Annotated in this window: 14 protein-coding genes and 1 tRNA gene; 5 read left to right on the top strand and 10 right to left on the bottom strand. The window is 38.1% G+C overall.

Annotated features, from left to right (window positions below):
* The first annotated feature begins 70 nt into the window (after positions 1-70).
* Both MTBBW1_RS02960 and MTBBW1_RS02955 read left to right on the top strand, forming a co-directional pair.
* Positions 71-1,468, top strand: a complete 1,398-nt coding sequence (locus tag MTBBW1_RS02960; RefSeq protein WP_080798936.1) for a diguanylate cyclase — start codon at positions 71-73, stop codon at positions 1,466-1,468.
* Positions 1,469-1,525: 57 nt separating this feature from the next.
* The gene (locus MTBBW1_RS02955) at positions 1,526-2,629 is read left to right on the top strand and encodes a PAS domain S-box protein (protein ID WP_080798933.1); all 1,104 of its coding nucleotides are present in this window, start codon (positions 1,526-1,528) and stop codon (positions 2,627-2,629) included.
* A gap of 165 nt (positions 2,630-2,794) precedes the next feature.
* On the opposite strand, the gene MTBBW1_RS02950 is transcribed toward MTBBW1_RS02955, so the two are convergent.
* The 3 genes from MTBBW1_RS02950 to MTBBW1_RS02940 are packed head-to-tail and all read right to left on the bottom strand — an operon-like array spanning position 2,795 to position 7,619.
* Positions 2,795-4,639, bottom strand: coding sequence for a hybrid sensor histidine kinase/response regulator (locus MTBBW1_RS02950; protein ID WP_080798931.1), 1,845 nt, complete (start codon positions 4,637-4,639; stop codon positions 2,795-2,797).
* Positions 4,640-4,678: 39 nt separating this feature from the next.
* Positions 4,679-6,943 (bottom strand): adenylate/guanylate cyclase domain-containing protein, encoded by a 2,265-nt coding sequence (locus MTBBW1_RS02945; protein WP_080798929.1) that lies wholly within the window; start codon positions 6,941-6,943, stop codon positions 4,679-4,681.
* Positions 6,921-7,619, bottom strand: coding sequence for a hypothetical protein (locus MTBBW1_RS02940; RefSeq protein WP_080798927.1), 699 nt, complete (start codon positions 7,617-7,619; stop codon positions 6,921-6,923). The genes MTBBW1_RS02945 and MTBBW1_RS02940 overlap by 23 nt, the downstream gene beginning before the upstream one ends.
* A gap of 508 nt (positions 7,620-8,127) precedes the next feature.
* Between MTBBW1_RS02940 and hisJ the strand changes: the two genes are divergently transcribed.
* Positions 8,128-8,889 carry a histidinol-phosphatase HisJ gene (hisJ, locus tag MTBBW1_RS02930; protein WP_080798920.1) on the top strand — a complete coding sequence of 254 codons (762 nt, stop codon included), beginning with the start codon at positions 8,128-8,130 and terminating at the stop codon, positions 8,887-8,889.
* Positions 8,890-9,018: 129 nt separating this feature from the next.
* Here the strand turns inward: hisJ and MTBBW1_RS02925 are convergent.
* Positions 9,019-9,094 (bottom strand) — tRNA-Ala (locus tag MTBBW1_RS02925).
* A 1,223-nt stretch (positions 9,095-10,317) separates the two neighbouring features.
* Between MTBBW1_RS02925 and MTBBW1_RS02915 the strand changes: the two genes are divergently transcribed.
* Complete coding sequence (locus MTBBW1_RS02915) at positions 10,318-12,210, top strand: peptidylprolyl isomerase (RefSeq protein WP_080798913.1); 1,893 nt, start codon at positions 10,318-10,320, stop codon at positions 12,208-12,210.
* 70 nt (positions 12,211-12,280) lie between these two features.
* The gene (locus MTBBW1_RS02910) at positions 12,281-15,310 is read left to right on the top strand and encodes a M16 family metallopeptidase (protein WP_080798911.1); all 3,030 of its coding nucleotides are present in this window, start codon (positions 12,281-12,283) and stop codon (positions 15,308-15,310) included.
* 151 nt (positions 15,311-15,461) lie between these two features.
* On the opposite strand, the gene MTBBW1_RS02905 is transcribed toward MTBBW1_RS02910, so the two are convergent.
* The 6 genes from MTBBW1_RS02905 to MTBBW1_RS02880 all read right to left on the bottom strand — a co-directional run bounded on the left by MTBBW1_RS02905 (position 15,462) and on the right by MTBBW1_RS02880 (position 23,060).
* Positions 15,462-16,034 (bottom strand): hypothetical protein, encoded by a 573-nt coding sequence (locus MTBBW1_RS02905; protein WP_080798908.1) that lies wholly within the window; start codon positions 16,032-16,034, stop codon positions 15,462-15,464.
* A 24-nt stretch (positions 16,035-16,058) separates the two neighbouring features.
* Complete coding sequence (locus MTBBW1_RS02900) at positions 16,059-16,559, bottom strand: asparaginase domain-containing protein (protein ID WP_080798905.1); 501 nt, start codon at positions 16,557-16,559, stop codon at positions 16,059-16,061.
* An 8-nt stretch (positions 16,560-16,567) separates the two neighbouring features.
* On the bottom strand, positions 16,568-17,038 hold the full coding sequence (locus tag MTBBW1_RS02895; RefSeq protein ID WP_080798902.1) for a regulatory protein RecX: 471 nt from the start codon (positions 17,036-17,038) through the stop codon (positions 16,568-16,570).
* Entirely contained in the window at positions 17,038-18,129 is a 1,092-nt protein-coding gene (locus MTBBW1_RS02890) for an acyl-[acyl-carrier-protein] thioesterase (protein ID WP_080798899.1), read from the bottom strand. The genes MTBBW1_RS02895 and MTBBW1_RS02890 overlap by 1 nt, the downstream gene beginning before the upstream one ends.
* Complete coding sequence (locus MTBBW1_RS02885) at positions 18,113-18,454, bottom strand: YqfO family protein (RefSeq protein ID WP_080798896.1); 342 nt, start codon at positions 18,452-18,454, stop codon at positions 18,113-18,115. The genes MTBBW1_RS02890 and MTBBW1_RS02885 overlap by 17 nt, the downstream gene beginning before the upstream one ends.
* 358 nt (positions 18,455-18,812) lie before the next feature.
* A complete protein-coding gene (locus tag MTBBW1_RS02880) occupies positions 18,813-23,060 on the bottom strand; it encodes an AsmA-like C-terminal domain-containing protein (protein ID WP_080798893.1) in 4,248 nt (1,415 codons plus the stop codon).
* Between the last annotated feature and the right edge of the window lie 142 nt (positions 23,061-23,202).

Raw genomic sequence — 23,202 nt, 5'->3', positions numbered from 1 at the left:
GAAATTTTCAGTATCAGAAGATAATTGAGGTGATTGAAAAAACAGATACTCTTTAAATCTGGGGGGATTCATGAATTCACAAAAGGGCATACTTGATAACAGCAGCAGTGAACGTAGAAACAGAAACAAGGGGGGCAACATACTTATTGTGGATGACAATCCCCAGAATCTTCGTCTTTTGTTAAGTATTCTTAATTCAGAAGGTTATAAGGTAAGGCCTGCTCCAAGTGGACCCATGGCACTTGAAGCTGCATTTTCAAATGTTCCGGATCTTATTCTTCTTGATATTATGATGCCTGAGATGGATGGTTTCGAGGTTTGCAGAAAGCTTAAAGAGAATGAAAAAACATCCTCGGTGCCTGTTATATTTATAAGTGCAATGGATGATATTGCTGAAAAACTGAAGGGTTTTGAGCTTGGAGCAGTGGATTATATCACAAAACCTTTTCAGCCAAGGGAAATATCAGCTCGTGTAAATACACATCTCTCCCTGCGAAGAGTCCAGAAGCTCCTTGAATATGAAATTGTCATGAGAACTGTTTCAGAAAATACATTGAAAGTTCTTTCAAAAAAATATGATCTTATTCTTGCTGCTGCCGGTGAAGGAATTCTTGGCATTGACAATGACTGTCGTTATACTTTTGTTAATCCTGCTGCTGCAAAAATGTTGGGATGCAAAGTAGATGATCTTGTTGGAAAATCAAGTATCCCAAATTGGTATTCAGAAAAGGTGACAAGGGAAAAAAATTATGGAGAAGACACAACAGAGTGCCCCCGTCCCCTTTACAAGACATTGAGAGAAGGGGCACACATAAGGGTTAACCACTGGAATCTGTGGCGCCAGGATGGAACATCCTTTGATGCTGAGCTTATATGTACACCTATTATGGATGAAAATGAAATTGAGGGAGCAGTTGTTATCTTTTCTGATATATCTGAAAGAAAACGTATGGAAAAGGAGCTGAAACTCCTTGCAACCACAGATTCTCTCACTGGAGTCAGCAATCGCAGATTTTTTATGGAAGGTGTTTCAAAAGAGATCAATCTGGCTATGAGGCACGATTTGCCGGTTACATTTCTTATGATGGATATTGATGAATTTAAAAATATCAATGATACCTACGGACATCAGGCAGGCGATGATATTCTAAAAAATGTTTCTCAGATATGTATGGAGTCATTAAGGGCAAATGACCTTTTTGGAAGGGTTGGAGGCGAGGAGTTTGCAGCTCTTCTGCCGGCCACATCAATTGATCAGGCAAAGGTTGTGGCTGAAAGAATCCGTAAGACAATTGAAGAGTCACGATGGAATATTGGTGGCGTGACAATTTCATCTTCAATAAGTATAGGCATGGCTCCATTCAGAAGGGATAAGGAAGGGGGAGTTGATGCGCTTATTAAAGATGCAGATGAAGCACTGTACTATGCAAAGAATTCAGGGAGAAATTGTATTAAAATTTCTGAATAACTGATATATAATGCCATCAATTTTTGTCTTTTCAATCTTTTGCAAGAGGAACATGATTTGCCTGACAAAAAAAGTATAAACCCCTGTGATCTTGTCTGTGAAATAGACAAGATCAAAAAAAGGCTCATGGGATGGGAAAGGGCAGTTGTCGAAAATGAAGCAAATTTTCAGGCAATAATTGAAAATGCTCCGGTTATGATTAATTCGTTTGATGAAACAGGGCGCTGCCTTTTATGGAATCGAAAATCAGAGGATATGCTTGGATGGTCCAGAGAAGAGCTGATGGATTGCAAGGATCCTCTTTCTCTTTTTTATCCTTCATGTCAAAGCAGGGACAAGGTCTTTGAAAATATTAAAAATCCAGATGGTATTTTCAGGGTATATGAGGTAATGGCAAAGGATGGAACTCAACGTATCCAGGAGTGGGCAAATTTTAAACTTCCCAACGGCATGCTGATTTCATTTGGTATTGATATTACGGAAAAAAAAGAGGTGGAGGAGAATCTGAGAAAGAATGAAGCCAGATTTCGGGCATTCACAGAAGCAATTCCTGATATTTTGTTTGTATTTGACATTGATGGACAATATGTTGAAATATTTACAAGCTCTGAAGATCTGCTATACGATGAGCTTGAAAAGCTCAAAGGTCTCAAAATTCAGGATGTTATTCCGGATGAAGTTGCTGCTCAGCACCTTGAAGTCATAAGAAAAACCATTGAAACTCAGGAAAAACAGATCTTTGAGTACCAGCTTGATGTAAAAAAGGGCAAATGCTGGTTTGAAAGCAGAACATCACCCATCAAGGGGCTTCAGGATGGAGAACTACTTGTTGCTTCATCAGTACGTGATATTACAAGAAGAAAGCTTGCAGAAAAAGAGATCCGTGAAAAAGAGAAACTTGCAGTTGTTATTGAAACAGCAGGTGCCGTATGCCATGAGTTGAACCAGCCACTGCATATCATAACCGGCTGCTGTGAACTGCTTGAGCAGGAGACGGAAGTGAGCGAGAATGTTCGCCGGAAGATAGAGATTATTTTAAGGGAAGTGAACAGAATGGCCAAGCTTAACCATAATCTGCTAAATATCACAAGTTACAAAACAAAATCATATATGGAGGCAAGAATTATTGATATTCAACAGGCTTCTGGTAAAATTTTGTAATCATAATAATTTTTTGTATTATAAGGTGAGATTTGAGAACCTTCTATTGTTCTTTAGATTTGAGAACCTTCTATTGTTCTTTCAAGGTTTGATTGTCGGGTAGAAAATGCCTTGAATCTTTGAAAAGTCTTAAAAGTCATACGACAGTTTAAACTTGAAGAAGCACTATTTTTCAAGTGCTTTTCTTATGGCATTGAGTAAATCAGTAATGGTATATGGTTTACTAAGGTAACTCAATGCTCCAATTTTTATACATTTTTCAATAACATTCTCTTCCGAATAGCCGCTGGATATTATAACTCTGCATTTGGGCCATTCCATAAGTAATTCTTTAAGGCATCTATAGCCTCCCATGCCAGGCATGCTTATATCAAGTATAACAAGGTCAATCATATGTTGTTTTTTCTCATAGACCTTTAAGGCATCCTCTCCGCTTGAAACGCCTATGAATCTGTAATTAAATAATTTTAGGGTATTTGAGACAAAATCCCTTATTGACTCTTCATCATCCACAAGAAGTATGGTTCTATTATCCTTATTGCCATGCAGGGGGATCTCTTCTGACTGATGGATCTGTTTCTCCCGGGTATTTGCGATTGCAGGAAAAAAGATCTTGAAAGTTGTACCCCTGTTCACTTCACTGAAACACTGGATGATCCCCTTGTAGTTTTTCACAATTCCGTAAACAGATGCAAGTCCGAGACCTGTACCCTTACCAATGGGTTTTGTTGTAAAGAAGGGTTCAAAAATTTTTTGAACAGTCTCTTTGTCCATTCCATGACCTGTGTCTGATATTGAAATAAAAACACAAGGCCCTGACAAAGGCGGCACGTCTGGCTCCATTGATGGTACATTATTAAGGGTTGCATTTGATGTCTCAATAAAGATATTTCCACCTTCCGGCATTGCATCTGCTGCATTGATGCAGAGATTTAAAAGTATCTGTTCCAGATGTGTCGGATCAATGGCAACATCAAGAAGTTTGTCTGATAAATTTGTTTCAATATTAACCATCCTGGGAATAGTCATCTTTATCAGCTTTATCACATGCTCAATTTCATGATTGATTTTGACAGATGTTTTTGCCGGAATTGTTTTACGGCTGAAAAGCATCAACTGTCGTATCAGGGCAATACCTCTGTCTGTGGCTTTACGGATTTTATGCAGCTCAAAAAGGTTGCCTGAATCATTGTCACTTGATGGCAGATCATATTTTTCATTATCGTTTTTTTCAAGGTTGCCGGATATGGTTCTGTTTTTACCAGATGTGTGGTCGAGTTTTCCAAAGATATCGCCCTGTTTTTCTGATATGTTGCTGTCTGCTCCATGACTCTTTTCACTCTGTTTAAGGATCAAATAGTCTGTAAATCCCCCAATTACCTGCAGGATATTGTTAAAGTCATGGGCAATTCCGCTGGTAAGGGTGCCTACGGCCTCCATTTTCTGGGATTGAATTATCTGCTCTCTAAGCTGACGTTTCTCCTCTTCTGCTTCTTTTACCGGTTTAAGATCAATATCAATGCAGAACATCTCTTTTCCAAATGGAGTTTTCTGCATGACGTGGGAGGAGAACACATGAACATTCTCACCTGCTTTGTTAACAAGGGTTAGTTCCCCTGATGGTATCTTTTCGCCATGATCTACCCATCGGTGGTGAAGATATTTAACAGTATCCTTCATGGCCTCTGGAATAATAATATCTTCAAGCTTTCTGCCAACAGCTTCTTTTGCTGTATATCCGTAAATTTTCTCGCTGGCCTGGTTCCAGAAAATGACCTCCCGGTCTTCATTATAGCCCTGTATGGATATTTCCGAGACATCTTCTATAATTTTTTTGAAGCGGTTATCACTCTCTCTGAGTGCAGTTGCTGCATTTTTCTGGATGTCATAAAAATGCTTTTCCATTTCAATGTATTTATGCAGTTTTCCTTCAAGGGTTTTTATTTGCTGCTTAAGGCTGTCGTAATCTTTCTCATGTTCAATCTTGTTAAACTCCTTTTGTCCAGACATGATAATCTCCGGTATTTGCAGGTTCAGGTAGTGACGCTTTTATTTTGAGTGAAGAGATACTGAAGGTTCCCAACTTTTGTCATTTATTTTGCTTTCATCAATAGCTGAGAGGCGTTCAAGCATTAATGATGCTGCCTGGTCATAAGGACGTAGTGCCAAAGCTTTGCTGAAGAAAACTGATGCATCTGACAGGTTTTTGGCAAGATATGAATTGAATCCCCGATCATAAAGGGTGTAATATTTTTCATCTTGAATGTCAGTTTTTTCCTCTCTCCGGGTTATTGATTCTCCCTGTACAATTATTTTTTCCTTTTCGCTGCTCTCTTCTGGTTCATTGATTCCATAGACTTCAAATATTTTAACAGCATTTTGTTTGCCCTTGACTTTTACATAGTCTAAAATTCGTGTTTTAAAACGAAAAGGTGTGAGCATTGCTAAAGTAAATTCTGAAATAATAAGAGATGTACCATAAAATTTATTGGCACCTTCAAGCCTTGATGCAAGATTGACAGCATCGCCCATGACTGTATAATCCATTACTGTTCTCGAACCCATATTGCCCACAATAACCTTGCCGGTGTTGATGCCTATACGGCAGCTCAGTTCAGGAAAATCGCTCTCTTTCCACTCTTCTTTCAGTTCTGAAAGGCGGTGCAGCATCTTTATGGCAGTTGACACTGCTTTATCTGCATGGTCGGCCCCTGGAATCGGCATTCCAAATTCAGCCATTATAGCATCCCCCTGAAATTTATCAATAATACCATCGTTTTTCATTATTATTTCTGACATTTCGGTAAAAAACTCATTCAGAAGTCTTACAAGGGCAGTTGGGGACATTGATTCAGAAATGGATGTAAAGCCTCTGATATCTGAAAAAAGTATGCTGACAACCCTCTCTTCCCCTCCAAGGGAAATCATTTCAGGTTTTGCAAGGAGTTCTTCAACAACTTTTTCAGGCACATAACGGCCAAATGTATTTTTTATAAATGCTCTCTCCCTTGAAGTGGATATTTCAAGAAAAATAACAAGAAAAGCAAATGTGGCAGCAAAGGGTAAAAAGAGAGTAAATAAAGGAAACAGGGTAAAATTAATTATTTGGTACCATGTAAAAATCGGAAGCAGCGTAGCTATAGATAAGGCTGTTATGTAAAGTATCCATGATGAGCGAAATGAAGCTGCAATGCCAAGGAACACGATGATCATAATCATATGGATGAGCGTGGTATTAGATTTTAATTTAGTATAAAAAGTATTGGTTAGAAGGGCGTTTAGCATTGAAGTGTGTATATTGACAAGGGGAACATCTGGCTCAAGAGGAGTATATCCAAGATCGGATGTTCCCACAGCAATATCTGCAACAAAAACATAGTTTCCCTCAAAAAAATCAAGTAGATTCCCCATTAGGTCAGGATTTTTGATATGGTTCAGAAAATGGTGCACAGACATCTGTCTGAAGTCCTTGCCCCTTATGTTAACATAGGGGATAAATGTTCTGCCTCTGTCATCAATGGGAATAATAACATCATTATCCAGAAAATTGGCAGGTGTTGCAGGCAAGATGATTCGATCTCCCCACTCCACGATAATGTCATCCATTGATACCCTTGACCTGTCCATGAATATGGCAAGGGCAAAAGCTGGTAAAAAGTGGTCATCAACCTTGGTAATCATTGTTATATGTCTGTATTTGCTGTCAGGGTCGGCCTGTGCTGTGATATTTCCGGAACCTGCTGCTTTGGTTATAAAATCACTGTTTTGCATCATGGCTTTCCCAGCATAAAAGGGGCGGGCGGTTCCTTTTTCAACAGGGGTTCCCAACATGGCAGAGCGCATATGTTCATGGGATTGATCTTGTTTCCATGAAAACTTTGCCGGATGATCAGAGAGGGCAAAGGCAATCGGAAGATAAATATTTCCGGCAGAATCAATGGAATCTGCAAAAGCAGCATCAGCTTCTGGAGAACTTGCCCTTGCAAATATGATATCATAAACAATTCCTTCTGCGCCAACACTTCTCAACCCATGGTTAAGAGGAGCAAGATCTCTTCTGTCAAGATAGTTTTTACCAAAATAGTCATAGGTCTCCTCTGTGATATTGAGATAGACAATACCTGGCGAAAAAGATGGGGTAGGGCCATATCCGTATCTTACAGTCAGTCTGTAAAAATAATCAAGAAGCTTGTTGTCCCCATTATTCCAGAGGGATACCTCTCTTTCATAGATCAAAAGTGAAACAGAGATCAGAAAAAGGGTGATAAGGGCAACTACCCATATATGTTTTTTACTTTTTAATCTGAAATTCATACTTTTTTACAAGCAGGCCGTTGCCGGAGAAAATTTGAAGTTCCTTTAGAAATTGATCCGAATTTACAGAATTTGTCTGCGCTCCTGTTTTGGAGTTGCCGTCAAGCCCTCTTACATTTCCGGCAATTGCAAAGGTCTCGTGCTCCTCATCCACCACCAGCAGTTTGCTTCTATTTTTAAGTGCTAATTCTGTATCAGACCACTCTTTATATGTCAGGTTGCGGCTCTCCATCACCGAAAGCTCAGGGAGTTTTTCAGGGGTGCAGATGATAGTTATTTTTTCCATGGAACTTGTGCCGTCAATTTCATAAAAAGCCTGTGCAGAGGGCAGTATAAGTGTGGAACTTTGAATTTTTTGTTCTGTAATATTAAGAAGGTTGACGCTGTTTGTATCAGTATGAACAACGTACAGATAACAACTGTTTTCGGTATGAACATAAAGGCGTATAAGGTCACCAGGCAGAAGTCTCTCCCTTGATCTTGAGCGGTAGGCTTTTTCTCCTGACTGGATCTGGATGCCTATTTTTGCCCTGACAATGGAGTTTTTTTCAGATGCATCATTTGCTGTAACTTCTTGGGCATAAGCTCTGTCAATCAAAACCTGAGTCAAAGCTGTACAAATCCAGATCAAAATAATTGCAAAACATGGAAACATAATATTGTTGATACGTTTCATTGGAACCTCCTTTATTGTAAAAATTCAGCGTACGTTTATTAGACAGTCTCCATAACATACTGACATGCAAAGACTTTCATGCTTCGCTGTGGCAGATGGCTCTGCCATGGCCGTTTATTAGAAAGTCCCCATATTTCAAGGTTTTTTTCAGGGCTTTCATGCTTCGTTGTGGCAGATGGTTTTGCCATGGCCGTTATATAAAAAAGTGGATTATGACATTTCAAAAGTGGCTTTAAAATCAAGTAGCATAATACAAAAAATGAGCCAAGTTAAATTTCTTTAAAAAGCCTTGCGGAAAATATCATACTTTTATAGAGACACTGTAGCATTATCAATTTTTCATTAGCAAAAATGGGCATCCTTCATTTCCCACAAAAGTACTTTACACTTTTTTTGGGGGGAAGACCCTGAAAAATATAGTTTATTTTCAGAAAGTGTAAAATGGTCATGAAGCATGCTGCAAAAAAACTGCAAATTTATGAATTTATGACGGACGAGTAATTAAAAAATGATTGACAAAAAATCGGATCATCACACCCACACCATCTATTCAGACGGTAATGCAACCATTGATGAACTTGCTGAATGCGCCATTGAAAAGGGAATCAGGAAAATTGCAATTACCGATCACATGCCCCTTCCATTTAAAACCAGATATGCCATGGCTAAGGATTTACTTGGGAAATACAGAGCAGATATTGAACGGTCAAAAGATAATTATTCCCATAGGATTGATATTGTTGCAGGGCTGGAAATTGAATTTATACCGGAGCTGAGAGAGTGGATAAAGTCGATTTCAGATTTAAAATGGGAACAATTAACAGCATCTGTCCATAGTATAATGGTGGATGGAAAACACTGCCTTGTCAATGGGGAGAGTCATGAGTTCAATCAGACAATAGACCTTGGTTTTAGTGGAGAGATCAAGGACTTTTGCAGGACTTATTATAAGATTCTTAAAGAGGCTGTGGAAACTGGCTGCTTCCAGATAGTCGGCCACCTGGATGTTTTAAAGAAACACAACAGAGACAAACAGTTTTTTGATGATTCTGAATCATGGTACCAGGAGATAGTTTTCGATCTTCTGGACAGCATAAGAGAAAAAAGGATGGCAGTTGAAATAAATACAGCAGGCTATCTTCATCCTGTGGCTGAACCATATCCGTCTTCATGGATTATAATGGCTTGTCAAAAAAAAGAGATCCCCCTTGTACTAAGTTCAGATGCACATAAAAAGGAATCATTGGGACAATTTTTTTCAAAGATGTGATATTTCTATCTGTGTGGTATGTTAAATAAAGCAATTTGCAATTTTTATTTTTTTAACAAATAAAAACCCCTTACAATGAATGATTGCAAGGGGTTTTATTTATATTGGGAGCATCTTTTAATTTTTACTTGGTGGAGCTAAGGGGGATCGAACCCCTGACCTCATGGCTGCCAGCCATGCGCTCTCCCAGCTGAGCTACAGCCCCACAAAAAAACATGATCTTAATAGTCGATTCCTTTTAAACTGTCAACAAAAAAATGCTCTGTTATGCTTTGTTTTTCAAAAACGTGAAAAAAATTCACGTTTTTTTGAGATCACGCATTCACCGTCAAAGCCCGTGTAATCTGGCTTAACCCCTGATTGATGAGCTCCAGACCCTCTTCAAGTGCGGACGGCTGGTTGGGGGCAGTGTAACAGTTACATTCCAAAGATGCTGAAATAACAGGATTTTTGGGCATCCTTCATATCGTGCAGAAAGTACTTTACACTTTCCGGAACAGGCTACCAGAAAAACCGGCATTGAGTTCAGGAAAATGTAAACTGGCAAATGAAAGATGCCGATTTTTGAAATAGTGTCTGGCTGTAATTGACATCCACATCCATTTTGAAAAAGCGGTCCATCCAGTAAATACAGAGACTTTTCCTATAACGGACATGGCAGACTCATATGCCACAACGAAGGATGAAAGCCCTGAGAAGCCTTGAATCACGGGGACTTTCTTATAAACGGCCATGGCAGACACACCTGCCTCAACGAAGCATGAAAGTCCTAAAGAACCTTAAAAGACGGGGACTTTCTTATAAAAAAATAGGCTGTTTCATAATAACTATTGACACATGGATTTATAAAACGGTAGAAGTATCAGTTTGTAAACAGTAAGATTTTTTAACTCTTACTTAAGGTACTCAAAATCGACATTTTATTGCTTTTTTCGAAGTTATTGCAGTTGTCTGAACCAGGATACCCGGGATGGATAGGATGCTCAGGATAGATAATCCTGCCTTATCCTGTTAATCTTGGGAATCCTGATTCAGACAGTGTTGACAAGGCTTACAAGATCATAGGTGTCGATTTTGAGTAAGGTAATAAAAGAGTGCCTTATATCTTGAAAAGTTATCAAGAGACAATAGTATGATACTGCCGTTGGGTTGCGGGCATCACCCAGCTTTAACAGGCCTAACATGATTTATTTTAACCCGTTGGTTGCAGAGTTTCTTTACATACCACATTAGATGGTTTTGTAAAAAGTCAATATAGCAAAGATCACTGTAAATAATTTTTAGTTGGTTCTGGCTGATAAGCTGTCAAAATTTGACTTTTTACAGCTTCATCACATTTGACTTTTGACTCTTTTTTCAATGCCATGTGTGCAAATGTAGATGGAAAAAATGCTGTGACATGGGAGATTTCAAGGGAGAGTTTTTTTAATGCTCAGGTTTATGCGTGAAAACACAGGGTCATGGATTATTAAGATCATTCTTGGTCTTATTGTTGTGGTGTTCATTTTTCTTGGTATGGGTTCAATGGGATCCAAAGACAGAGGCCAGGTGGCAATGGTAAATGATATGCCTATTACCATGGATGAGTATCGACAATCTTATCAAAATACTGTTGAACAGATCAGGAACAGGTTTGGAGGGAATGTCAGTGAAGAACTTCTGAATATGCTTAATGTAAGAAAACAGGCTCTGGACAGGCTTATTGAGGAACGCCTTATCACCGATGAAGCTGCAAAACTTGATATCCAGGTATCAGAGCGGGAACTTCAGCATGCCCTTGTTGCAATTGATACTTTTAAAAAAGATGGTGTTTTTGATCTTGCAACCTATCGTATGGTATTGAGCAGGAATCGCCTGACCCCTGAAACCTTTGAAGCAATGCAGCTTGAAAACATGCGTCGTTCAAAGGTTATTGACTTTGTTTTAAAAAGTGTAAAAGTATCTGATCTGGAAGCAGGAGAGTGGTATCGTCAAAACAACAGTGAGGTATCTGTTGATTATGTTAAATTTGATACTGCCTCCTTTTCTGTGGAGATAGATGATGCAAAAGTTGCTGATTACTATGAGAAAAATAAAAACAGATATATGTCAGAACCTGAATTAACAGTTCAATATCTTGAGTATGCTTTTGAAGATTATAAGGATCAGACTGAAATAACCAAGGAAAACATTGCCCTTTATTATAATGAAAATCAAGGGAAGTTCACTACCCCAGAGCAGGTTGAGGCAAGTCACATCCTTATAAAAGTGGATGCCAAAGCTGATGAAGCTGTCGTGGAGTCAGCCCGTAAAGAGGCTGAAGAGATCTATAACAAAGCTGTTGCCGGTGGGGATTTTGCCGAGCTTGCAAAGGAATTTTCACAGGGTCCCACAAAGGATAAGGGAGGATATCTTGGAAAATTTGCAAGAAACACCATGGTAAAACCTTTTGCCGACAAGGCATTTTCCATGAAACCCGGTGAGATCAGTGAACCTGTTAAAACAAGATTTGGATGGCATATTATTCATGTTATATCGAGAAGTGATGAGGATAAAAAGTCCCTTGGGGAGGTCTCAGATGAAATTAAAGATATTCTTTTGAATGATGAGAGTAAAAATTTGGCATATACAGCAGCAGCCCATGCCTTTGATGCTGTTATTGATGGAGACACCCTTGAACAGGCAGGACTTATCACCACCCGAAAGATTCAGACAGCAGGCCCTTTTACCATGAAAGGCCCTGATAAAGATCTTAAGGATGGGCGAGCTTTTGCCACCACAGCCTTTGAACTGCCCATGAATGAGATAAGCGATGTAAAAGAGATTGGCAATGCATACTATATAATAAAGCCAATAGAAAAGGTTGAACCATCTGTTCTGCCCCTTGAGGAAGTTAAGGATAGGGTCTTAGCCTCTCTTGAGTCCGATCTTCAGAAAGAAGCTGCTGAAAAAGCTGCACAAATTTTTCTTGAAGCTGTAAATGATGCGGACAATATGGCAAAGATTGCAGAAGAAAAGGGATTTGAGTTAAAAACAACCTCTCTTTTTAAAAAAGATGGCAATATTAAAGAGCTTGGCCGACAGCCTGAAATTGCAGCGGCTGCTTTTAAGCTTTCTGAAAAAAAGAGGCTTGCATCTGAAATAGTAAAAAGCAATGATGGTTACTATGTTGTTTATCTTAAGGAGAAAATAACTCCTTCTGATGATGTTGTTAACGAAAATCTGGATTCTGTTAAGGAGCAGTTGTTACTTGATAAAAAATCAGAGATATATGCCTCATGGATGGAGAAACTGAAAAAAGAGAGTGTAATTGAAATTGAGCCAGGGCTTATTGACAGCTAAACCCTGATGCTTCTCTTTGTTAAATTATGAATCCACATTTGCATGAATCCCTTATCATACAGGAGATACAATGGTTTTAAATAGAAAAGTTGTTTTAACTCTTTTTGCTGTTCTGACTACCATCATACTTTCAGCATGCGCAGGAGTGTATGATGAGGGAAAAAGAGCCGACAGTTCTTTTAAAAAAGCCATAGATGTGTCACCTAAAAAAGCCATAGATGTGTCACCTTCCGGTGAGAACAGTTGTATATCCTTTGCAGGAGATTATCTTTTAACGGATCCTGATCTGGTGTACGGAGTACTGCAAAACGGGATGCGATATGTACTGCTTCACAATACCACTCCCGAGGACAGGGTGAGCATGCATCTTGATGTTCAGGCAGGCTCAATGCATGAAAGAGAGGATCAGCGGGGTATTGCACACTATCTTGAGCATATGCTTTTCAATGGTTCCACACACTTTAAACCAGGTGAACTCATTGAGTACTTTCAGTCCATAGGAATGATGTTTGGTGCTGATGCAAATGCCCATACAGGGTTTTTTGAGACGGTATATGACATTTTACTTCCCACAGGGGAGAAGGAGAGCCTTGAAAAGGGACTTCTTGTGCTTCAGGATTATGCAGAGGGGGCTCTTCTGCTTGAGTCTGAAGTTGAGCGGGAAAAAGGAGTTATTCTTGCTGAAAAACGGGAACGGGATTCAGTATCTTTCAGAACATTTGAGGCATCTCTTAATTTTGAGCTGCCTGACTCAAGAATAACAGCACGTATGCCCATAGGAGACGAAAAGGTTATTGAGGGTACAGACAGGCTGCTTTTAAAATCATATTATGATGCCTGGTATCGTCCTGAAATGATGGTTCTTGTCATGGTGGGAGATTTTGATGTTGACACGGCAAAGGTTTTGATTGAAGAGAAATTTTCATCCATCAAATCCCGTGCTACATGTCCGGAATTGCCTGAAAACACCTGGATTCCTCATTCCGGAGATAAGGCATTTTATCATTATGAACCAGAAGCCGGCAGTACTTCTGTATCCATCGGAACAGCTACACGGGTTCCCTTTGAAATGGAGACAGAGGAGAGCTTAAAGTCACAGGTAATAAAAAGACTTGCCGACATGGTGGTGCAAAATCGCCTTTCAAGGGATGTCCGCTTGAAGGATAATCCTTTTTCAGATGCAGGAACATATTCAGGAACTTTTCTCAGAAATGTAAGGTTTTCATCAATTTCAGCCGAAACATCACCTGAAAACTGGCAGAAAACACTTTATCATATTGAACAGAGCCTTCGCCAGGCACTAACCTTTGGTTTTACAGAGTATGAGCTTCAGAGGGTAAAAGCTGATTTTATTCTTGGGCTTGAAACTGCTGTAAAAGAGGCGTCAACACGTAAGAGTACACCCCTTGCAAGGGAGCTTATCAATTCCATTAACAGCAGCCGTTTTTTTATGTCTCCGCTTCAGGAGATGAATCTTTTAAAGCCTGTGATAAAAAAATTGACACTTGCACAGCTAAACAGATCATTTAAGGAAACATGGGCTGCAAAACACAGACTGATACAGGTAACAGGCAATGCCAAAATTACTCCTGATGAATCTGAGGATAAAGATAAGGCTCTTGCACCTGATGCACGATATTTTTCAGCAGCAGACAGTGATCACAACTTAAGCGAATCATGGGAGCAGGAGACTCCGGAGGCAATTATTCTTGCAGCATATCATGATAGCCAGACCAGTGAAGTTGTTGCTCCTGCCGAGAATGATACTCCTTTATTTCCATATCTTCCGCAACCTGTATCTGAAATCGGACAAGACTCATATGACAAACTTGTTTTAAGTGACATAACCCTTGATGAAACAGGTATCCGAATAATTGAATTTAAAAATGGTGTAAGACTTAATTTAAAGAAGACGGATTTTAAAAAGGGAGAGTTCATTTTTGAGGTGAATTTTGGTTTGGGCAAGCTCTCTGAGCCTGAAGATAAGCCAGGACTTGCAATGGTTGCAAGGGCAGTTATAAACGAAAGCGGGGTAGGGGAGCTGACACAGGATGAGCTTGATACAGCTCTTGCAGGTAAAAACGTTACCATGGTTTTTAGTGTGGATGAAGATACCTTCCATTTTTCAGGGTCTGCCTCTCCTGAAGAGACAGAACTTTTTTTTCAGCTTCTTTATACACGAATGGTTGACCCGGGATTTCGTCAGGAGTCTCTTGATCTATTCAAGGATCGTTACGCCCAGATGTATCAGGAACTACCCCGCACACCTGATGGTATGATGCGTTATAAGGGAGAGCGTTTTCTTGCAGGAGGGGATATAAAATTCGGGATGCCAACCCTGGAGCAGGTAGAATCTATTGAGCTTGAAGATGTAATGACTTGGGTTGATGCAGCTTTTGAAAAAGGAGCTGTTGAAATTTCTGTTGTTGGGGATTTTGAGCCTCAGGATTTGACAGATGCTGCATATATGTGGTTTGCACAGCTTCCCAAAAGAGATGAGCCTGTTTTTGTAAAACCGGAAAAAACACCTTCTTTTCCAAAGGGAGAAAAGGTTGATCTTCTGCTTGAAAGCCGCCTTGACAAGGCTCTTGTTGTAATGGCCTTTCCCACTGATGACTTTTGGGACATCCACCAGACAAGAAGGCTCAATATTCTGGCAAAAATATTTTCAGAGAGGCTTCGCAAAACTCTCAGAGAGGAGATGGGCGCCACTTACTCGCCATATGCATATAATCTGGGTTCAAGAGCCTATGATGGTTATGGAGTGCTCAGGGGCGTTGTGGCTGTATCTCCTGAAATGGTAGATGATGTTGTAAAACATATGGAAAATATTGCAGATGAGCTGAGTAGAGATAAGATCACCCAAAAAGAGCTGGAACTTGTGTTGGAGCCTATATGGACATACATAAAGGACATGGTAAAAACCAATGGATACTGGCTTGACTCAGTTCTGTCAGGTTCCGGAACCCATCCTGAGAAGCTTAAGTGGGCCAAAAACATAGTGGATGACTATCACTCAATTTCCGTTGATGACATATCTGAAGTTGCAAAAAAATTCCTTAAAAAGCAGAACTCTGCAATTATTGTCATCAAACCGTGACAAATTTTTAATTTTTCAGATAATTTTCTATCTCATCTTTCATTTTCTGAATCACGGATTTAAACGTATTACTCTTATTGCACTGATTTTTTAATCAATGCAATCCTAATAATCCGTGATTCAGACAGCTAACCCTTTAAACAACACTGCTCTATTCAAGCGTGATTTCAATGAATGGCAGATCTGATGTTTTTACATTGTCACGTATATATTTATCCACAGCAAATATCTGTTTAAAGTTAAGTTCTGTTAATGCTATCCTGTTAATACTGACTGCCGGAAGCTCCTTATCTATTGATTCAGCAAGTAACTTAATGTTCTCTTCATAAAGTTCAATTATATCTATTTCTGAATCATATCTTACTTCAACAATTTTTTCCGGAATAATTTCCATATAGAATCCATACTCTCCAAGAAAAAATGCATCAGAAGGAATGGGATCAAGCTCATCCTCCTCTTCTTCTTCTTCAGTATATTTGAATACTATCCCCCCTTTGGATATGTTAACAATTTTTCCTGTTTTGTATGATGAAAATGGTAATGCAGCATGAAATCCTTTAGCTGTTTTTATTACCGGATAACCATTTTTTTCAGTAGAGGCATCTTGAACATTACTCTTTTGATTCATGGAGATTTCAGTTAAAGCGCAATTTGTTGCAACTTCATTATCAACGGCGTTAAAGCTCTCATCACGGTTATCTTTAACAGCACTTTTATTTTTCATACAGCTCCTTTTGCCTTTTCATATTCATATAGTGTGTTGTTCCTGGGTTTCAACAAACTGTTTCCTGTCTCTGTCTTTTTTCACTTTTGATGGATCAAAAACCCTTCCGCTGATGGAAATATATACACCCTGAGGGAGAGTCTGTACAGATGCCACTGCGCTTCCAAGATTAAATGCAGCATCACTTGATTTAAAACATGCAGGTTCCATAGCCCCTGTCAGTACAATGACTTTATCTTTTATTTTCTTTAGTACCAATGCAGTATCCACCATGGTATCTGTTCCGTGTGTTACTACAATGTGATTACTGGGCTCCTTCTCTATTGCCTCAAGTATCAGCTCTCTGTCCTCGGCAGTCATCTCCAGAGAGTCCTTTTTAATGAGTGAGACCACTTCATAATCGAAGTTGACCCTGGCATCTTTGATGATGTTTTCAATGCCAGGAGGTCCGACCTGGTAGGTACTTAACGCATCAAAATATACTTTGTCAATTGTGCCACCAACGGCAAAAAATTTAATTTTCATTGGTTTTTTTATAACTCCATCCTGTTTCTTGATTCAAGAGCCTTTTCAAGGGTTGAGATTGAAACTTCATAGCCAAACCCTCTATTTTTAAGGTAGTTCATGACTTTTTTTTTGAATTTGTCATCCTCATACCCCTGCCAGAGTGGAACTCTTGAGCTTATTGCGTTCCATGCCGATGCAAATTCGTCAATTTCCATAAGGCACTCTTCAATAAGGCACTCGTCAATACCCTTTTTTTTCAATTCATATGATAGTGCAAACTTTGATTTTGGGTTAAAACGTTCTCTCTGCTCCACAAACATGGCTGCAAATTCACGGTCATTGAGAAGTTTTTCATGTTCCAGTTTTTCAATAATGTCAAGGATTAAAGTTTCATCAAATTGTTTTTTACGAAGATGCTCTTTTACTTCATAAATGCTTCGTGCCCTTGGCGCAAGAAGTCTTATGCATATATTATATGCTTTTGCAATCTCTTTCATCAGATGGATTTTACCAGGTCAGTTATTTTTTTGTCAGGGCACCATGTTATATTTATATGGGCAAGTTCAGCCTGGTCTTTTTGTCGTACAATTACGTGTCGTGTCAAAGGGCTTGGGCAGTTTGGTTCTGACGAACAGCGATTCTGATAAATCTCTGTTTTTGAGATAACCGTATCACCATAAAGAGATTCTTTATTAAAGATAACGTCAATTATCTCAGGTGAGTAGCATGACAGTATCTTCTCCGGCATGGTTTCAACAGCCCATTCAACAAATATGGCGTTGTTTACATGGCCGTTAAGATCCAGATCATGCATTCTTACCTTGAATGGCAGTTCAAAATCCGTTTTAACTGGTTTTTCAATATTTGAAAAATAATAGTGGTCAATTTTGGCATTTTCATCACTATTATCTCTTTTGTCCATGTATTTTCTGTCATTCATATCCCTGTATAAATTCACAAATGTTGTTTCAGATAATGGTTCACACATTTGAGGTTCAATAAAACGGCTAAGGCGAACAGGCTTACCATTTTCCCTGTTTACCATGACCCAGCACACTTTTGCATGTATGGATTCTGAAAAAAAATTTGAAGCTCCGGTATCTGTATCAGTATTTTTTTCTTTATCAGAAACTATGCAATGATAATCTCCTTTATCATTTTCATGGTTAAGGTCATAGGGTTTAAACCTTGTTGGTTTAATAAGTTTTCCCATTGTTATGTTTCTCATTTCATAAAGATTTTTATGGGGAAACCTGAAAGTTCTTATTTGCATGGTATCCTGCCATAAAGGGTGGTTTTTTATTCTTATATGATATCGGGATATTACCCATCCAAGATTTTTTTCAGCAAGGTCAAAGCCGGAAACTCCCATAATTGATGCATGTTCTGATGCAGCATCCTGCAGATAATTCATTATGCTGACAATTTTAAGGTGACCTTTATGGTCAATGGTTGAATATCCAATTTTTGCATTTTTTTTATAGATGGCTCCATTAATCTCAATTTCTTTCTTAATATCTATTTCTGTCTGCCTTTTTATTGCTTCTTGTATGTTTAATTTTTCCTGGCTGTTATTGTGGCTTGTCATGATACTCCAGCTCCTCCAATGTCATAACTTCAACAGCATGATAGGCAGGTGATTCATATGGATGGGCGGATACAAGAGCCTTCAGGGCAGCAACAACATTTTTTTTATCACAAACCATTTCAACTTTAACTTCGTCCACATGTTCAATTCTGTCTATTGCACCCTGAAACGGGGCACTTCCCTTTAATGGCTTGAACTGACCGCGGCCGTCCGTTTCCCAGCAACATGAATCGTAGTTGCCGATTCTGCCGGCTCCGGCGTTGAACATTGCTTTTTTAACATCTTCAAGATGTTTTTTGGGTATATAAAAAACAATTAGATACATATTTTTATTAAGCCTTCATGGTCGAATTCAACGACCACCCCGGATCATGAAAATCATGATGGGAATTTCGGCATCCTTCATATCAGCTTAAAAGTAGTTTACACTTTTCTTTAATTATCTGAATCACGGATTGCCACAGATTACTCTGATTACACAGATTTTTTCAATCAGTGTAATCTTTTAATCCGTTTAATCCGTGATTCAGACAAAAGAATAAGCCTCAAAAACTGTAAACTGATAAATGAAAGATGCCGGAATTTCCATGGTAAACGGGCATGACTGTGTATCAATCATCCCCAACAATAAAAAGGATAGTCATTTTTACGGTAAAAGATATTGTCATTCCCTTGAGAGTAAATTAGTATTTCAGGTTTTCTATTATTTCAAATGGAGCAGTAAGAATACTCTCCATGGAATTTATAATACTTTTTCCCACATCAGATGGGTGCATGATAATTACAGAAGGATCATTTATTGGACCCCATGCCTTTACAGGAATTGCAATCAAGCGATCATTTAACATTCTTCCGATAAGAGGGATTTTTTTTATGATGTTGTCCGCTGTCTTAAATGGTGCCACAAGACAGTTCAATTCCATATTTTTGTTAAATGGGTCAATCCATCCCATAAAAAGAAGTGTCATGTCAAGGCCATTAACTACAGCTTTTTTAAGAATAATTTTATTTTTTTTCACCAGAGCATCTATTTCAATGGTGCTATAGGCAAAACCTGTCTGTTCAATATCAGGAAATTTTCCTTCCATCAACCTGGAAATGTTAATTATGGAAAGAATACGGGATAACAGGGTTAAACGAAATATTCGACCATCTTGAGCTGAGATTTGAAAGTTGCCTGTAAGATTTTGTTTCAGAAGTTCAGCCTCAATCTCTGTTATGTGAAAATCGTTTTTATCTTTTGTATGATCGGGGGAAGTCTTTTCTGACCATAGAGGTTTATTGTCAGGGTTGGGCTTTTCCGATGACAAAGCCTCATGATCCGGGATGGCCTTTTCAGAGGGTGTAGGTTCAGATGGTGATAATTGAGTATTTGTATTCAGAAATCCTTTAACAGAATACCTTCCATCCATTAGTTTTTCACCTTCATACAGACAGGTCATTACAGGTTCTATTTCATTATTATTTTCATCAATCAGGATAGAAATATCAACAATGTCAGGTTTGAGTTTAATAAATGCGGTTGTATTTATGTGGCAGTTATGGCCTGTCTCTGCCACTATTTTTTTTTCATTACCATTGAGGTTAAATGTTGCTCTGAAAGGATTCAGGGCAATTTTGTTTACCATGAATGTATCAGTTTCAAGAGTCAATAGTGGTAATAAAAAAGGATTTTCATTTTTATTGCCATTTCGGTTAAATTGACTCATAAGGTTAATTAAAAAATCCAGGTCAAGGGAATCTGTTGTAATTTTGTAATGATCAAAGTTTTCATCTTTTCCATATACCTTAAACTTTGTTGATGCAGGAGAATATGGAGTGGACTCAATTATAAATGTTTTACCTTGTGTGAACTGTTCTATGTCATGGAGAGTTGTAGAGCCAGATTTAAAAAAAGATTTAACAATTTTTGTATTGAGACTACCTTTAAGATCAAAAGAGTATTGTCCCATGGAATTGGAATTTGCCTCTTTTTGCCTTTTCAAATGGAATCTGTAGGTTTCATTTTTATCATGTTCGGTTATGGGCTTTGAATTTGGCAACGAAAGTTTATTTGTGATATCTATCTCAAAAATATCAATGTCATCCATATTATGTTTTTGGGTAGTAGGAATAGAAGAGGTAGAAGTAATAGAAGTGATATTAGCCTGAATGTTATTTGTAAATAATATGGGGTATTTTAATTTGATTCGGTCACGATAATTATCAATTGAACCATTAATGAGATGAACAGGAGTCTGAATATCATTGATGTATTTGTTTTTAAAGAATGACGACAAGGGAGATGTATCGTTTATCTGTGCCTTAATATCCCATATTCTATTGATTTGAAAATCCTTGTAAAGACCTGTTTTTAAAGGATTTTGAGGATTTGTTGTGATGCCCTCGCTATCATTAGGGGATATAAGAAAATCCCCGTTGTTGTTGCTTTCCGGACGTTCATTTTTTGTTGTGTCAAGTGAGCTGACATTGCCATTATTGAAATCTTCTCCTTCACTAAAGCTGAAATTATCTGCTTCACTAAACTTTTCTTTTGAGTTGGAATAGATAAATTTAAATGAAAGATCAGAAACAAAATTTTGGTCTGTTTGTTCTTCAGTAATCTGTTTGAAACTTATATTTTCACCCCTGCCCCTGAAAAGATAATCCCATCTTCTTGAAGGATCTGCTTCGCCTTTAAAATAACAGCCATCAAGGATAATATTTCCCTCAAAAAAGGAAAACCATGAGGTAAGTCTATTTATTGAAATAATGCCAGGGGCATTTTCAGCGTTATCATTTTCAGTATTATTATTTTTAGCATTTTCATTTTCACCATCTTCAAAGCTTTTAAACCACGGCACAATCTCGTCAAGCCAGAGATTAGCTTCAGCAATGTTGCATGTGAACCTTATATCTGGTGATTTTTCTCTTTGAAAGCTAATTGATGCTGCTATATCGGAAAACGTTGATTTTCCCATTTTTCCTGATATTTGACTAACTTCTATTAGATGATGTCCACCTCTTTTTTTATCACTTTTGCTGCCACTCTCATTGCGACTCTCATGACCACTGTCATTGCCACTATTATTGCCACTATTATTGCCACTATAACTGTTACTGTAATTAAATGACTTTCCTTTAATTGAGAACTTTTTCGGCAGCCGTAAGTATTGACCTTTAAGGTCTATATTGTTTGCATCAACCACTATGGTTGGAGTCTGATTTTTTTCTCCTTCTATCTTAAGTGTCCCATCTGCTTTGCCTTTGATATTTTTAAGATTTTTAAGCTCCGAAACCACAGAAGGCTTTGTAATAAGATCCATCAGTACCTGATGCAAGTTGGCTAACTCTGTAGAAAGTTGAAACTCTCCTGTATATGGAAAACTCTTGTCAATAAGATCAACACTTAGTTGTCCATTGTGAATAGTAGCATTTTTTATATGCCCCGTTTGGATATCTGTATGAAGAGTGCCTTTAACAACGTTTACATAGCCATTAACCTTATCTGCAATAAGAGCTGTACTAGGTATATGTATTGAAGCATTACTGAGACGCCCTTTGATTTTCATGGTTTCAGGGTTGAAAAGTTTTAATCTCTTTCCATCAAAGTACACCTCCTCATTTTTATCATTTGGTGTAGAAGTCGAACTTTGCCATGAAGGTTGTGAATTAAAAGAGACTGAGATTTCATCTGCTGTTCCGCTTTTAATAATATTGAAAATGGTTCTGCATATTGCATTATCCGGCAGAATATCTGCGACCTCCGCAGCACATCCTTCTATGGAGATATTATTGCCTGAAAATTCAAGAGAAGAGTAGGATGGAATATCTTGATTTTTCTGGTATTCCACTGAATTCTGGTATTCCACTGAAAGCAGAGGTGATTTTAAATCATTGGCAAAAGCCTTTATAGATGCTGTCAAAGATGTATTGTCAGACCCAAGTGTAATTGCATCATTTTTTATTGAAAAACCAGCATCTATTGAAGTTATTCCAAGACTTGTCTTTATAATGTCATTACCTTCAGGCAGATCTCTGTTTTTAGCGTGAAAGTTACTCTCATTATTTACATTATCGTTGGCAGGGTTTGATTTTGGCCATGAAAGCCTATCTGGATAACTGTATATTAATGAAGGCGTTGATAAAGTGACATTGCCTTTTCCATTTATTGTAAAAGTTCTGATATTTTCTTTCTTGTTTTTTTTGGGGGCAATGTTTAAGTCAAAATCCCCTGTAATACGATCTCCTTTAACCGACTGAATAGATGGTATGTGGGGCATTTCAATATTTTCAATGTTTAATTTTTCAATATCTAAGGTACCGGAAAATTTAATTTTGTGTGGAATAGGGTGGATTGAAATGTGGAGGTTCCCGTTTTTGAATTGTCTTGATTTTATATGCCTTGCTTCAACAATAAATGAGCTTTGCTGGAAGTACTCAATATAAAGCTTCTTTAGGTATTCAATATAATCAAAAAGATCTGTTGAATCTTTTTGTCTGCTTTTAAAGCTGCTTTCGGGAAAAGTGCTATGGGGTAGTATGGAGTTGTGCTTAGAAAATTTGAGAGAGGAATCATCTATAAGAGGGGGTGAAGAGGATTTTTTCAAGCACAAACCAGGGAAAATGCCTTGAAATAATGAATATAAAATATCATCACCTGTTTGTGATGTATTTTTATCTTCAATATTTATTTGTTCTAAATCTATATCTTCAAGGAGGAGTCTGCGAAGTCCAATTTTCTTTTTTATCAGGGAATCAAAAGAGATCTCAATTAAAATGCGACCTATAAAGCCACCTTTGAGCGAGCCAGATGTAAGCTCAATTTCAGAAATAATAATTCCGGGGAATGGAAAAAGGGTAAAGGTTGTTGTGCCTGGTGCTGCACCCTTTATTATAAATGTCCTGGAAATCCATCCGGAGATTCTTTTCTGTATAAAAGGTGCATCCATTATTACAGGAATCGATAGAAGTATAAAAAAAGAAAAAATGAAAGCAGTAGCCAGACTTTTAATAATCGCTTAAGCATTTATGAAATTGATCTTTAAATAACAGTTAAACCTTGACAGAAACATTCAATAATGGCCATTGCCG

The organism is Desulfamplus magnetovallimortis, assembly GCF_900170035.1.
GTDB lineage: Bacteria > Desulfobacterota > Desulfobacteria > Desulfobacterales > Desulfobacteraceae > Desulfamplus > Desulfamplus magnetovallimortis.
The sequence above is the reverse complement of the archived record's forward strand: the minus strand, read 5'-3'. Positions and strand labels throughout refer to the sequence as shown.